This is a genomic window from Paenibacillus aquistagni (assembly GCF_900177815.1).
GTDB lineage: Bacteria > Bacillota > Bacilli > Paenibacillales > Paenibacillaceae > Paenibacillus_B > Paenibacillus_B aquistagni.
The window spans coordinates 43,946-57,079 of the sequence record NZ_FXAZ01000002.1 but is presented as its reverse complement, the minus strand read 5'-3'; the positions used below and the strand labels follow the sequence as shown (position 1 = coordinate 57,079).

Below are 13,134 nucleotides of genomic sequence, written 5' to 3'. Positions count from 1 at the left end.
TTTGCTGTACATCTATGATGTGCTTATAAATGAATGGGCTTAAGGCGCAACGGAGCGCAGCACGGTGCAACTGCCATCTAATGTATATTCGCCTAGGTTGGCAGGAAGCAAGAAGCACTCGCCAGAACGGAAGTCAATGGACCCGTCTGCCCACTTCAAGGAGCCCGCTCCTTCACATACAACGAGAATGACAAAGCTCTCGTTTGATGTTGCAAGGCTCCATGGAGCGTTTACAACGCCTTTTTCAACGATGAAGTAAGGAGATTCTGCAAGCTTCAGCCATTCATTAGGCTGTGCATTGTCTGTCTTCATGCGGGAAGCGCCAGCACCCTCATAAGCGATAACATTCAAGGAATCCTCGATATGAAGCTCACGCGGCTTGCCGTCTAGGCCTGGACGATCGTAGTCGTAGATGCGGTACGTAGTATCAGAGTTCTGCTGAATCTCAGCGACAACAACACCTGCACAGAGAGCATGCACGGTTCCTGCTGGAATATAGAAGGTATCGCCAGCTTGAACAGGCACCTCTTGCAGCTCATCCATAATGCGGTTTTCTTCAATCGCTTTAGCAAGAGCAGCGCGATCTACGCCTTCTTTTAGACCATAAATAATCTTCGCGTCTGGCTTAGCATCAAGCACGTACCACATTTCCGTCTTGCCAAGCTCTCCTTTTGGAAGGCCTTCGTATTCGTCGGTAGGATGTACTTGAACAGACAAATCATCGTTGCAGTCCAGTAGCTTGATCAAGAGCGGGAAGCGGCCGTTTTTCTCAGAGAAGCCCTTTGTGCCGAACCATTCTTTGCCTAGTGCTTCGCGAACTTCGTCAAGGCCTTTGCCAGCCAATTCGCCGTTCACTACTTTTGTCGTTCCGTTTGGATGATCGCCAATCATCCAGCCTTCGCCGATATGGCCTTCAGGAATCTCAAGGCCGAATTGCTCAAGAGCACGGCCTCCCCAAACGCGTTCTTTAAATTCAGGTTGGAATTTCAGTGGGTATGGTTTTGTCATGACTACTCACTCCCATGTGTTATTTGTCTAGGTTGTTGCTTGCAATCTGACAGCTCTATTATAGTATAGGCTTCGTCAAATTGCTGTCTATGATACACTTCCACTCAAGCCAACTGGCTGAGAAGGAAAGGAATCACCAATTGTATGGTCTAGGTAGTAGGGTCAAGCGTTTTTCACAACAAGGAGACTAATGCTGCATGCTCATAGACGAACTAGAGCAGCGTGATGTGCTAAGCCGGTTTGTCAGGATTATTCACAGGCCAAATGGATTACCTTTTTTCGATACCGATAACATATGGCGCGTGTGGGCGCTGGATCATGCGATAGATCACGACCTGCGCCTTGGCAGCAGGCAGCGATTGGGCCCATGCTTCTACTGCAGCAGCTTCTTGATCGCCGCCCTCATGGCCGGGGTACAGCACAATGGACAGCACCCCGCGGGGGCGAAGCAGCTGCAAGGCTTGCTCCAAGGCTTGAATTGTAGCCGAGGTCTCTGTAATAATGCTCTTGTCAGCTTCAGCAGCCGGTAGAAAACCGAGATTGAACATGATGGCCGCGATATGGCCATGCCAAGTCTCGGGCAGACAGGATGCCATGTCGGCATGGCTGTGCAGATAGAGGTGGCAGCGATCCATCTGTCCGGCATCAAGATGATCGTGCAGCCGCAGCGTTGTCATCTGCAGCGCAGCCTCTTGGATATCGAAGGCAGCCACCTCGCCTTTCTTGCCAATCAGTCCAGCCAAGAACAAGGTGTCGACGCCTGTTCCCATTGTGGCATCGATCACTTTGTCTCCTGGCTGTACACGATCTTTTACGATTTGCTGCGCAAAACCAAGCACAGAGAGAAAGCCCATATTAGTTCCCCCTCCACAGCTTGCCCTGCCATGTATCGCGTATGGCAAGCTCCTTGTCGATAGCGTTTAGCACTTCCCACTTCTTCAAGCTCCATGTTGGGCCAATCAAGAGATCTCTAGGGGCATCCCCAGTCAAGCGATGGACAATCATCTCAGGTGGAAGAAGCTCAAGGGAATCAACCACCAGCTTCACGTATTCATCTTGCTCCAAGAAGCGCAGCAGGCCTGCGTTATATTGCTTAACCATTGGAGTTTTGCGCATCAGATGAAGCAGATGAATCTTGATGCCCTGCACATCCATGTTCGCAACTTCTCGAACGGTATCAAGCATCATCTCATGCGTTTCCTGTGGGAGTCCATGGATGATATGGGTGCAGATCCGTATATTGTGCTTGCTAAGCTTCTCCACAGCCTCAAGATAGCAAGCCGTATCATGTGCGCGGTTAATAAGATTGGAGGTTGACTCGTGAATAGTCTGCAGTCCCATCTCAATCCACAGGTATGTGCGCTCATTCAACTCGGCGAGATACTCTACGACATCATCAGGCAGGCAATCTGGCCGTGTGGCAATGGACAAGCCAACGACACCCGGCTGCTCCAGAATGACCTCGAAGCACTCGCGCAGGGTCTCTACTGAGGCATACGTGTTTGTGTACGCTTGAAAGTAGCCGATGTACTTGGCATCTGGCCACTTCTGGTGCTGCTTGTCGCGGATCGTATTGAATTGGGTTACGAGATCATCCCTTCTAGAGCCGGCGAAGTCGCCTGAGCCGCGCGAGCTGCAGAAGGTACAGCCCCCAATCGCGATGCTGCCATCCCGGTTAGGACATGTAAATCCGGCGTCGAGCATGACCTTAAATACTTTTTCTCCGAATTGCTCTTTCATTTCGGTATTCCAAGTGTGGAACCGCTTGTCTCCCCATTGTAACGGCTTTTCGTGGTTAGGGGATGGATTTGTAATGATTTTGGTATTCATTCTTTATCACCATAATAGATTCCCTCTATAGTCTTATAGAGAGAACTTCAATTTGTCGTACATAAAATCGCTCGTTCTAGCGTATCATGCCACTAGATCTGACAACCTAACCATTGTATCAGAAAGTGAATAAAATGCGAAGTTAGGCTTGAAATACCTTACATAATGTGTTATATTAAAAAGGCGTAACAGCAATGCATTAAACGCTTTCAGGAACTTTTTTTCACAGCATATCCCATACCGAACATGGCCATACTGGTAAGTGCAGGCTTAGCGAAGTTATGACAATTGGTGAGGTGATGGAAGATGAGTAATGCAAGCATCATGGTTCCACACGGGGAAGACAAGATTATGGTAGAGTTGACCGTGAAGGAAGCGATGGCGTTATCCGGTCAGCGGTTTCATTCGAATCCGCAGGTGAAGAACGAGGCGACGAAGAAGCTGATGACGGCGATTGACCGCAAGCTCGAATTGAACGAATAGCGTAACATAAGTCATTCATATACAAGGAATGCTGTTTCTCTTGCAGAAGCGGACATTCCTTTTTTTCATGCTTTACAATTTCTCGTTCATTAGGCACAATGTATGCAGCATGTGAAAACCTCCTCTTCAGCCAATCTACTAGAGGATCGGGCAGGGAATGGAGGTGGGGCGAATTGCCTATTCAAATGCTGGGTTTATGTCTATTTAGAACATATACATGTAGTTTCATTCAAGGTAAGAAAGAATAAGTTGGAGGCAATGACATGCGTTTACGTGGGAAGAAGAACGCTCCTGAGCTGCTGGCTAACCTGCCGAATCTTGTTATTACAGAGCCTACTGCACATAAAGGCAAGTGGTCTCAAGTCTTTGGCAATGATCGGCCGATTTATGTAGAGCTTGGCATGGGCAAGGGGCAGTTTGTGACAGAGATGAGTGTTAAGTATCCTAATATCAACTTCATTGGGATCGATATGTATGATGAGCTGATCGCTCGCGCTAGTGAAAAAGCGATGGCGGTATCAGAGCGGGCAGGCGGTGCCGAGCAGCATCCAAGCAACCTTCGCTTGATGCGGGCCAATATTGAATTTATGGAGACCTTTTTTGAGGAAAATGAGCTTAGCCGCATTTATTTGAATTTTAGTGATCCATGGCCGAAGAAAAAGCATGCGCGTCGTCGCCTGACGCATCCAAGATTTCTTGAAAAGTATGCTTTGGTAATGAACGAGTGGGGAGAAATCCACCAAAAAACAGATTCAGAGACGCTGTTCGAGTTCTCCTTGAACGCGTATGCCCATATGGAATATCTGATGAAGGATATCTCGCTTAATCTGCATCGTGATGGCATTCATGAAGAGCATGTGATGACCGAATATGAGCAGAAGTTTTTTGAAAAAGGGATGAATATTCATCGCGTAGAGGTGCTGATTGGCGAAGCAGCTGTGAAGCAGCATCGCGAAGCCAAGCTTAAGGGAATGAAGTAGGGGGAATAAGTCTGCTGTGAACTGAATCATGCGGCAGTCATCCAGCTTGAAGCGCCTTCGCCAAGTCGTGCAGCTGGTAGTGGAGCACTATGCTGTCTGATCCAAAGGGCATGCATGCTTAACTAATTGTTGTGCCGCATTGCGCGAATAGAAAAGGCTTTGTCCGATCGGACAAAGCCTTTTTAGCATGCTATCTGTCGTGATGCCGCTTGTCTGGTATCATTCTTAGCTGCGTTGCAGCTGTATTGATAATCCGCATCACATGCGCATCACATGTTCTCCATCTCCATCATCACACCTATGGATGGATTGGCTTCTTCTTGAGCTATTGCTTGCGGAGCGTTCAAAAGACTCAGCTCCGTCAGAATCGTCTTGGCACAGGCCTGCGGATGATAGCGCGAGGCGTTCTGTTCATACTCGCGGCGGCGACTTAATACTTCTTCGCGACTATGCACCAGCATGTTCATCCATTTTGTCACGCTTTTTGGCGACTCAATGGGCTCCCCGTAGCCTTTTTGCGTAAAGTACAGGCAGTTCTCCTCTTCTTGGCCCGGAAGCGGCTTGTAGAAGAGCATCGGGATGCCCTTGGCAAGCGCCTCTGTACATGTCATTCCCCCCGGCTTCGTCACAAGCAGATCCGATACATCCATCAACTGATCCACCTCGTTCGTATAGCCGATAACATGCACATGAGCGTGCTGGAAGCGAGGACTTTGCAATAGCTTCTTGCGAAGCTTCTCATTGTCGCCTGTACAAAATACGAATTGGATCTCATTGCTCCAACGCGTGAGCAGCTCATTGCTTTGATCAGGGTCCATCATACCCCAGCCTCCGCCCATAACAAGGACGGTGGGCATGTCTTTTAGATTGAACTTGGCGCGAATGCTGAGCTTTGCTTCCCGGTCCTGCTGTTCCCAGAACTTTGGGTGAACCGGAATCCCCGTTACATGGATGTGATCAGCCTGTACCCCATGTCCAAGCAGCTTCTGCTTCACCTCAGGCGTAGACACGAGGTATTTGGATACATCAGGGCTGATCCAAGCTGCGTGCGCATCGTAATCTGTAATCAGGGTGTATAAAGGAACCCGAAGCCCCTTTTTTCTAAGCCGCGAGATGACCGCACTCGGAATAGGATGGGTGCATACAATCATATCGGGCTTCAGCTGGCGAATAACACTCATGGCATGCGTATAAAATACACGATGCAATGCAAGCGTTGTGAGACGGTTTAGCGAGCGACGATATTGAGACTTATACATAAAGCCGACCAGCTTCGGTCGGACAGTAACGGTTCTTCTATACGCTTCAATGATCACGGGAGCGACCTTAGGATTAAGGAAGCTGCCGAGCTCGATAACACGTGTTTGGACATGCGGCGACAGCTTGCGTAAGCTGACAGCAAGCGCATGAGCTGCTTGAGAGTGACCTGCGCCAAAGCGTTCTGATAACAATAATACTCGTTTTTTGCCGGCCCATTGCTCTAGAGGCACATGCTCCGAACCTGGCGGCAAAGTTATCCCGTGTTGCATGGCGTCACCTTTCTTCGTAACAATTTCGAATGGGCCTTGCCCACTCCTATTCTATATGTCTAAGCATACTTCTTATCCTTATAAACATAAAGATGGAACGAAAAAAATGCAACAATCTTGGTAATTTGCTTAGATTTTGGAGCTGCATGATCATGTTCTGCTAGGGGTCAATAATTCCAAAACATCACGGTTCCAACTGCTGCTGATGTGCCGATAACCGCGCCAACCAAACAATCGGAGGGGTAATGAAGCCCCAAGTACATTCTAGATAGAGCAACAATGCCCGCGATCGGCAGCAAAATCCATGCCAGCATGCTAAAGTGCATGATGATGGGAACAACAAGAGAGAATATTGCCGTCGTATGGCCGGACGGGAAAGAATGGTCCACTAGCGGCTTGCGATAGGTTCTTGTATTTGGTATTGCCAGATGCGGCCGAATCCGCGGGTACACCTTTTTAATAATGGCGACAGGAATATGGCTTATCGCAAGGGCGACAAGGCACTGCCAGCCAATCGTATCCCAAGGCGCGGGCAGCAGCAAAGCTAGCGCGAGCGAGAAGGTGATGGTGAACGTAGCCCCTCCAAGGTGGGTCAGCGTATACAAAACGATGCTTACGAATCTGTGATGCAGCTTATGGTTGATCCAAAAAAACAGCTGTCGTTCGCGTTTGCCAAGCCAATGAATCATACGTGTCATAGCTGGTGCTCCTCCCTTCCGTTGAGGGAATTTTCTCTGTATCTTATCAATTAAATGTGTGCAGAAGATATGCTGAATATAAACGTCATGTAAACCATTATACGTATATTCTCCGTTTGACCCCTTCATCATTTAAAGCGCAACCAACAGGTTGGACACTCCTGCTTCATACCGATATTTTACCTTACTTCGCATCGATGTGAAAATGATATTATTGGACCTGCCTATAAGGACCTCCATAAATGGATAGGAAAGACAAGCTCATGGACCATCCAAAAAAATAAGCCGAGAGGTTCTATATTACAGGAGGATTGGACATGATGGTAGGGTGAAAAAGGTATCTCGATGGATAATTTATGTTTGCTTGAGGAATGATTCAAACAGAAAGAAAAGGGTTACAGGGAAAATAAGGATGCAACCTTTTGTAGTTTCATTACGTCTTTAAGGTAATTCATAGGCAAATCATGCCTTGCCTTCTTTCGACATTGTGATCAAAAGAAGGACTAAAGCCATAAAAAGAGTGGAAATGGATGCAAACGGATGTGCGCCTACGTATCGCTTTACTTTTTCATTGTTTCGCTTGGCTTTTTCGCTAATTTCAATCAGAAGACGCTGATGAAAGCCTATAATTGGTTTTGACAAAAACGTCTAAACGTTAGAAAATCTTCTTCGACCGTCAAAATGAAGGTCTTGTAAAGCTGATCTATAAAATATAAAGAAATCAGACAGCTGGACCTGATTATCCATACCACCACTGTGTGGCTTTAAAGAAACGTAGAGAGATACAAAGAAAAGCAATGTTTTCAGGGGTATAGAAAAGGGGGACCAACATATGTTGGACAAATGGTTAGTGGCCGTGCAGTTTTTGCTGGCTGCTGTTGGGGTATATCAATTTGCCTTGTCTTTAGCAGGCATTTACAAAAAAAAGAATCATAAACAATATAAACCAGAAAAAACATTCGCCGTACTTGTCGCTGCTCATAACGAGGAAGCGGTTATTGGCGCTTTGATGGAGAATTTGAAAGAGCTTGAGTATCCGAAGGAGATGTACGATGTATTTGTCATCTGTGACAACTGCTCGGATGGCACTGCCGATATCGTAAGATCACATGGGTGGAACGCTTGCGAGCGCCACAACCTGAACCAGCGAGGCAAGGGCTTTGCGATCGAGTGGATGCTGAAGAAGCTGTGGGAGATGCCACGCCAATACGATGCAGTTATCATGCTGGATGCGGATAATCTGACAAGCCCGGATTTCTTGAGTGAGATGAACAATGACCTTTGTTCTGGGGCTCGTGTTATTCAAGGTTATATCGACACCAAGAACCCAGAGGATTCTTGGATCACTTCGGCGTATGGCGTTACTTACTGGTACTGCAACCGCCTGTGGCAGAATTCTCGCTCAAATATGAACATGGCGAACTTCCTTGGCGGTACAGGCATGTGCTTCGAGTCCAAGCTGCTTAAAGAAATGGGCTGGGGCGCAACAAGCCTTGTGGAAGACTTGGAGTTTACAGCACGTTGTGTGAAAAATGGCGTTTATCCAGCGTTCAATTACAGAGCGCGTGTATTTGATGAGAAGCCGCTGACGTTTAAGGCATCTGCCCGCCAACGTCTTCGTTGGATGCAGGGGCACTTTACGGTAGCTCGCCGCTATTTCTTCCCGCTGCTGTGGCAGTCGATCAAGGAGCGTAACTTAATCAAGTTTGACATGGCGTTGTATTCCGTAACGGTATACACGGTGCTGTTGACACTCCTGCTTACGGTGTTTATGTGGGTGGATACGGTGATGTTCAACGGACCGAACTTCCCTACGTTGTTTGAGTACTTGCCGATGTGGGTGCCAATTGTATCGGTTGCAGCTACATGCGTGGCGTTCGTTCTTGCCCTTGTGCTTGAAGGTGTTCGTTCCTGGAAGGTATACTTGTCCTTGGTTACGTTCCCGATCTATTTGCTGTCTTGGTATCCGATTACGTTCTGGGCGTTCTTCACGCAGAACAACAAGGTATGGAGCCATACGAAGCACACGCGTGTCGTGCGGCTTGATGAAGTTCAAGGCAAGCAAGCTTCATAAGGGGTTGACGAGTGTTGGCTCCTGTGATATATTATTCGAGTACGCTAATTAACAAGTAGAAGCGCCCGCTTCTCACCTGACCAACATGCTGTTGGCTGGTTAACATGTTATCCTGATTGCAGGATGTACTCACTGATGATGTCATTGTGAGGGATGTGGGCTCTTTTGCGAGAAGAGTTCACATCCCTTTTTTGATTTTAGAATAAGCAAATGTATTTTGGAGGTGTTGGATCATTAGCAAGGAACATATGATCAACGAAGAAATTCGTGCGAGAGAAGTACGTCTGGTTGGACCAAATGGCGAGCAGATCGGCATTAAGCCTTTCCGCGAGGCGTTGCAGATGGCGGTTGATGCGAACTTGGACTTGGTTAACGTTGCGCCGCAGGCGAAGCCGCCAGTGTGCCGCATTATGGACTATGGCAAGTTCCGTTATGAGCAGCAGAAGAAAGAAAAAGAAGCACGCAAGAATCAAAAGGTTGTTGATGTGAAGGAAGTATGGTTCCGCGCGAACATCGAGGAACACGACTTCCAAACAAAGCTTCGCAATGTTGTTAAGTTCTTGAAAGATGGCGACAAAGTAAAATGCTCCGTTCGTTTCCGCGGACGTGAGATTACACATGCTGCTATTGGTCAACGCGTGCTTGAGCGCGTAAAGACAGAAGTTCAAGAGCTAAGCGTTGTTGAACGTCAGCCAAAGCTTGAAGGTCGCAGCATGATTATGATTCTGGGACCGAAGACGGGACAATAAGAATCGGTCATTATCGACTATAGATGTTTCATGAATGGACGCCCGCCACGCTGTCTAGGTGGCGGCAAAGGATTTTCGATTATTTGAGGAGGAAAATGATTATGCCTAAAATGAAAACGCACAGCAGCTTGAAGGGCCGCTTCAAAATTACTGGTACAGGTAAAGTTCGTCGTTACAAAGCTTACCGTAACCACTTGCTTTCCCATAAGTCCAACCGCACGAAGCGCGTTTTGGCTTCCAGCCCAGTAATGGCTGCTGGTGATGTTCGTCGCATCAAACAACAATTGTCCAACTTGAAATAAGTTTTATTTCGGATTTTGAACGATATTGGGAGGTTAAATAGACATGGCTCGAGTTAAAGGCGGATTTACTACACGTCGTCGTCATAAGAAAGTATTGAAACTAGCAAAAGGTTACTTCGGTTCCAAACACCGTTTATTTAAAACTGCAAATGAGCAAGTGATGAAATCCTTGCTTTACGCATACCGCGATCGTCGTCAAAAGAAACGCGATTTCCGCAAATTGTGGATCGCTCGTATCAATGCGGCTGCTCGCATGAACGGCTTGTCCTACAGCAAATTCATGCATGGCTTGAAGCTTGCTGAAGTGAACATTAACCGCAAAATGCTTGCTGACTTGGCAGTGAACGATATCGAAGCGTTCAACTCCTTGGCAACTGTTGCAAAAGAAAAAGTAAACGCGTAATGATTACGCTTTTTCGGAAGACCTCGTTTCTGCTTGCAGAGATGAGGTCTTCTTTTTGCATGTGGAGTTAGGAGATTGAACGGCAGCAGAAGCGGCTGCAATTGATGGCACATCCATATCATCTTAATACATAGCATTGATTAGGATTACCTTCCTTCGCATATCTGATGCCCAAGGTGTGGGTGACAGCTTCACTCTGCTCTTGGAGGCAGCGTAGGCGATTGCGCTGCTGCTTGCTGTGCTGCGAATGAAATTACCATTGACCCGCCTAAGGCTGGAATCGTACAATGCATTTACGTGACTTTTTTAGAAAAGTGAGGAACAGATATCGTGCTGGATATTTCTCAGATTCAAATTGAACGAATAGTACTTCACCGAGTAGGCAATGCGGCAAAAGATGAAGGTGTGTGGATATCGGAGCAGCCGATGAATATCGAAGACGAGGAGCTTCGCCAGATCCTAACACAATATTTCGTGCGTCATTTTAAGTTCGAATGGTTTTACCGCTTCCATCATGATGCCGATTTGAACATGAATGAAATCTATACGTTTACTTCAAAAATATTTGATGATCCAAGAACAATTCATGAGCAATCCGTACACATCTTGAATCATTTATATGCACAATCCACACATCCGCAGATCAAGGCGGGGGAGCTGTATGTCGTTTATTTTCAAAATGTGCTGTACGGCAACTTCAATGTTGATGCAGTCGGCATCTTCAAGTCCGAGAATAAGGATACCTTCCTCCAAGTGCAGGAGCGCTCTCAGACAGAGCTTGGCGTCTATGCTTATGAGGGCGTTAACGTGAAGAAGCTGGACAAGGGCTGCCTGATCTTCAATCTGTATGCGGATTCTGGCTATCGAGTAAGTGTGGTAGACACAGGAAGCCGCGGCAATGAGGAGGCCCATTATTGGATGGATGACTTCTTGCAGCTCGGTTTTGTCGAAGATGAGCATTATTACACTGACGCAGCACTTCAAATGTGCAATGAATTCTATGATCAAGTCATTGCGCCAAGTCAGGAGGTTCCAGAGAAGAAGGAGAAGCTGGAGTTCATTAACAGCACGATGGAATATTTTGCGAAAAATGATGCCTTCAACGAGGATCAATTTATTGAGACCGTGCTGTATGAGCGCCCTGCGCAAGCGGAGGTCTTCAAGACGTATCGCGAGAATTATGAGCAGGTCAATGAGCTGCCGCCGCTAGAGGAAATGCCGATCTCTCATGTAGCGCTGAAGAAAGCAAAGCGCAATGTTAGAAACAATATTCGTACGGATACCGGCATTGAGCTGAAGCTTAAAAATGAAAGCTTCCCTTATCTGGAGCGCGGGTACGATGAGGAAAAGCAGATGCATTTCTATAAAGTATACTTTAACGAAGAAGAGTAGAATATGGTTAGCTTAACGGCTTGAGCAGAAGCAGCCCTCTCATTATCAAAAATGAGAAAGGGCTGTTTTTTTGTTCATTTTATGGAGAGGGCGTTATCCAACCTTTAATTGACCATAGGTGTATAAATGCTATTGATTATCCCAAAAGTCACCTTAGCATGCAGCTGCTTCATACAAGGATGAGAAGGTGCTTGGATTTATTATAAGCAGGTCATTCATGAGTGTCTATACGCCGTAAGCCGTAAGACGGGAGGGATGACACAATGAAGGATCAAGATTATCATGCGAAAGTTGAATGATAGATTCAATGATCTGAGAAATATAATTTAACTTTATTATCCATTTAAATAGCAAAAGTTATACCAAAAAACACAAGAGTAAAGCTTGGAAATGATTATTCAACTTTAAGGGTGATACAGGGTTATTAGGGAGAATGAAGACTTCAGCACAAATCTAGCGTTGATAGGGATATATACAATCCGCAAGTAGGAAAACACATATGTTGTAAGTGTAGCGTAGAGAGGAGGCGTGCAAATGCCGAGAGTAACGAAAGCAGAAGCAAGAAAATGGCTGGGCAGGCACATCTATGCCGTTCATAAAAATCGCAAGGTGGTAAAGGGGAAGCTTGTTCGAATGGAAGGCAACCGCTTGTATGTAGAGACTCCTAAGAGCAAAAAAGCGAAAACGAGAGCGATCCTGCCGCTTGTGCTGTTTGATCTATTGGCGATTGGGGCGCTGGCCGCTTATCCACCTGGCGGCGGGTATGGAGGTTATGGCGGCGGCTATGGAGGTTATGGTGCTCCGTATGGAGGAGGCTATTATGGGGGCGCGGGCGGCTATGGCTGCGGCGGTCCCTACGGCTGCGGCTATCGCGAAGGAGAGAACTAGCTGCCGTGTGAGGAGACAAGAAGCGAGAAGGCGGCTCAGTGGAGAGGCTGAGCCGCATATTCCTGAGAATAGCGGTACAAGCTAGATCTATAGTTTTTTCGTCATCTCATAGCAGATGACAGAAGGCAAAAAGCGAGCGATATGGTAGCCGTGACGCAGGTAGAACCGCTTTGCCTGCTCGTTCCCATAATCACTCAAAAGAACGGACTGACGGCATTTTTTCAGCAGACCATAGTGTTCCGCTTTTTCTAGAAGCTTCGACCCAATACCCGTTCCTTGATAGCGGGAATCAACCGCCAGCATGTCGATGACCAGATTCTCTTGATGCTTGAATACATGGATGAAGCCCATGAAGCGGCCTCTTGTGGTTTCTACATAGGTAACCCCTTCACCTAACCGGTCGGGCAGGTCATCAAGAATCTGTTGCTGATCCCATTGGAGATGGGATTGAGGAATGAGTTCCTTTACGATAAGCTTGTAGATGAGAGGGTCATCACGCTTTGGTTTGCGGAGCCTGAGCATGTGCATTCCCCCGTAATTTCCGTCGATTTGGGATAGCCTCTGAGCTTTGATAAATGGAGGTTGCAGGAGGGATTGACGGGGTTTTACACAGTGTATTCGGCAGTGCGCTTTCCGGTGAGCATTCCAAATTATTTACAAAAAGCTATTGACGCCTCTATATCGGAGGAATATAATGTTTCTAAACATTCGATCAAAACGTGTTAAATACTTGTAACAGCAATGAAGAGGACGAAGACTTAGGGCACTTACTGAACAGAGAGCGTGCGGACCCTGCTG

The 13,134-nt window shown here is 46.9% G+C and carries 14 protein-coding genes; 8 read left to right on the top strand and 6 right to left on the bottom strand.

Annotated elements, in window-relative coordinates; all coding sequences use genetic code 11:
• Window positions 1-39 precede the first annotated feature (39 nt).
• The 3 genes from B9Y93_RS08940 to mnmL all read right to left on the bottom strand — a co-directional run bounded on the left by B9Y93_RS08940 (window position 40) and on the right by mnmL (window position 2,838).
• Window positions 40-1,008 (bottom strand): type I phosphomannose isomerase catalytic subunit, encoded by a 969-nt coding sequence (locus B9Y93_RS08940; RefSeq protein ID WP_085494084.1) that lies wholly within the window; start codon window positions 1,006-1,008, stop codon window positions 40-42.
• A 269-nt stretch (window positions 1,009-1,277) separates the two neighbouring features.
• Window positions 1,278-1,862 (bottom strand): tRNA 5-(aminomethyl)-2-thiouridylate-methyltransferase MnmM, encoded by a 585-nt coding sequence (gene mnmM / locus B9Y93_RS08935; protein WP_085494083.1) that lies wholly within the window; start codon window positions 1,860-1,862, stop codon window positions 1,278-1,280.
• 1 nt (window position 1,863) lies between these two features.
• Window positions 1,864-2,838 (bottom strand): tRNA modification radical SAM protein MnmL/YtqA, encoded by a 975-nt coding sequence (mnmL, locus tag B9Y93_RS08930; RefSeq protein ID WP_085494082.1) that lies wholly within the window; start codon window positions 2,836-2,838, stop codon window positions 1,864-1,866.
• Between the two features lie 306 nt (window positions 2,839-3,144).
• On the opposite strand from mnmL, the gene B9Y93_RS24550 reads away from it, so the two are divergent.
• Complete coding sequence (locus B9Y93_RS24550) at window positions 3,145-3,321, top strand: hypothetical protein (protein ID WP_169028554.1); 177 nt, start codon at window positions 3,145-3,147, stop codon at window positions 3,319-3,321.
• A gap of 263 nt (window positions 3,322-3,584) precedes the next feature.
• Complete coding sequence (gene trmB, locus B9Y93_RS08925; RefSeq protein WP_085494081.1) at window positions 3,585-4,301, top strand: tRNA (guanosine(46)-N7)-methyltransferase TrmB; 717 nt, start codon at window positions 3,585-3,587, stop codon at window positions 4,299-4,301.
• 269 nt (window positions 4,302-4,570) lie between these two features.
• On the opposite strand, the gene B9Y93_RS08920 is transcribed toward trmB, so the two are convergent.
• The gene (locus B9Y93_RS08920) at window positions 4,571-5,830 is read right to left on the bottom strand and encodes an MGDG synthase family glycosyltransferase (protein WP_085494080.1); all 1,260 of its coding nucleotides are present in this window, start codon (window positions 5,828-5,830) and stop codon (window positions 4,571-4,573) included.
• Window positions 5,831-5,997: 167 nt separating this feature from the next.
• Complete coding sequence (locus B9Y93_RS08915; protein WP_085494079.1) at window positions 5,998-6,528, bottom strand: phosphatase PAP2 family protein; 531 nt, start codon at window positions 6,526-6,528, stop codon at window positions 5,998-6,000.
• A gap of 832 nt (window positions 6,529-7,360) precedes the next feature.
• On the opposite strand from B9Y93_RS08915, the gene B9Y93_RS08910 reads away from it, so the two are divergent.
• From B9Y93_RS08910 to B9Y93_RS08885, 6 genes are all read left to right on the top strand, one after another.
• A complete protein-coding gene (locus B9Y93_RS08910; RefSeq protein WP_085494078.1) occupies window positions 7,361-8,602 on the top strand; it encodes a glycosyltransferase family 2 protein in 1,242 nt (413 codons plus the stop codon).
• A 248-nt stretch (window positions 8,603-8,850) separates the two neighbouring features.
• Window positions 8,851-9,351: a translation initiation factor IF-3 gene (gene infC / locus B9Y93_RS08905; RefSeq protein ID WP_085494077.1), complete on the top strand. Its 501-nt coding sequence runs from the start codon at window positions 8,851-8,853 to the stop codon at window positions 9,349-9,351.
• Between the two features lie 101 nt (window positions 9,352-9,452).
• Entirely contained in the window at window positions 9,453-9,653 is a 201-nt protein-coding gene (gene rpmI / locus B9Y93_RS08900; protein ID WP_085494076.1) for a 50S ribosomal protein L35, read from the top strand.
• Between the two features lie 43 nt (window positions 9,654-9,696).
• Window positions 9,697-10,056, top strand: a complete 360-nt coding sequence (rplT, locus tag B9Y93_RS08895; RefSeq protein ID WP_085494075.1) for a 50S ribosomal protein L20 — start codon at window positions 9,697-9,699, stop codon at window positions 10,054-10,056.
• A 330-nt stretch (window positions 10,057-10,386) separates the two neighbouring features.
• Complete coding sequence (locus B9Y93_RS08890) at window positions 10,387-11,448, top strand: nucleoid-associated protein (protein ID WP_085494074.1); 1,062 nt, start codon at window positions 10,387-10,389, stop codon at window positions 11,446-11,448.
• A gap of 534 nt (window positions 11,449-11,982) precedes the next feature.
• Window positions 11,983-12,336, top strand: a complete 354-nt coding sequence (locus B9Y93_RS08885; RefSeq protein ID WP_085494073.1) for a hypothetical protein — start codon at window positions 11,983-11,985, stop codon at window positions 12,334-12,336.
• A gap of 87 nt (window positions 12,337-12,423) precedes the next feature.
• Here the strand turns inward: B9Y93_RS08885 and B9Y93_RS08880 are convergent, their stop codons facing one another.
• The gene (locus tag B9Y93_RS08880) at window positions 12,424-12,858 is read right to left on the bottom strand and encodes a GNAT family N-acetyltransferase (protein WP_085494072.1); all 435 of its coding nucleotides are present in this window, start codon (window positions 12,856-12,858) and stop codon (window positions 12,424-12,426) included.
• Window positions 12,859-13,134 lie beyond the last annotated feature (276 nt).

What these genes read in the sequence shown, in the direction of transcription:
- B9Y93_RS08940 (WP_085494084.1), bottom strand. Translation starts at nt 1,008, where the DNA reads ATGACAAAACCATACCCACTGAAATTCCAACCTGAATTTAAAGAACGC.
- mnmM (WP_085494083.1), bottom strand. Translation starts at nt 1,862, where the DNA reads ATGGGCTTTCTCTCTGTGCTTGGTTTTGCGCAGCAAATCGTAAAAGAT.
- mnmL (WP_085494082.1), bottom strand. Translation starts at nt 2,838, where the DNA reads ATGAATACCAAAATCATTACAAATCCATCCCCTAACCACGAAAAGCCG.
- B9Y93_RS24550 (WP_169028554.1), top strand. Translation starts at nt 3,145, where the DNA reads ATGAGTAATGCAAGCATCATGGTTCCACACGGGGAAGACAAGATTATG.
- trmB (WP_085494081.1), top strand. Translation starts at nt 3,585, where the DNA reads ATGCGTTTACGTGGGAAGAAGAACGCTCCTGAGCTGCTGGCTAACCTG.
- B9Y93_RS08920 (WP_085494080.1), bottom strand. Translation starts at nt 5,830, where the DNA reads ATGCAACACGGGATAACTTTGCCGCCAGGTTCGGAGCATGTGCCTCTA.
- B9Y93_RS08915 (WP_085494079.1), bottom strand. Translation starts at nt 6,528, where the DNA reads ATGACACGTATGATTCATTGGCTTGGCAAACGCGAACGACAGCTGTTT.
- B9Y93_RS08910 (WP_085494078.1), top strand. Translation starts at nt 7,361, where the DNA reads ATGTTGGACAAATGGTTAGTGGCCGTGCAGTTTTTGCTGGCTGCTGTT.
- infC (WP_085494077.1), top strand. Translation starts at nt 8,851, where the DNA reads ATGATCAACGAAGAAATTCGTGCGAGAGAAGTACGTCTGGTTGGACCA.
- rpmI (WP_085494076.1), top strand. Translation starts at nt 9,453, where the DNA reads ATGCCTAAAATGAAAACGCACAGCAGCTTGAAGGGCCGCTTCAAAATT.
- rplT (WP_085494075.1), top strand. Translation starts at nt 9,697, where the DNA reads ATGGCTCGAGTTAAAGGCGGATTTACTACACGTCGTCGTCATAAGAAA.
- B9Y93_RS08885 (WP_085494073.1), top strand. Translation starts at nt 11,983, where the DNA reads ATGCCGAGAGTAACGAAAGCAGAAGCAAGAAAATGGCTGGGCAGGCAC.
- B9Y93_RS08880 (WP_085494072.1), bottom strand. Translation starts at nt 12,858, where the DNA reads ATGCTCAGGCTCCGCAAACCAAAGCGTGATGACCCTCTCATCTACAAG.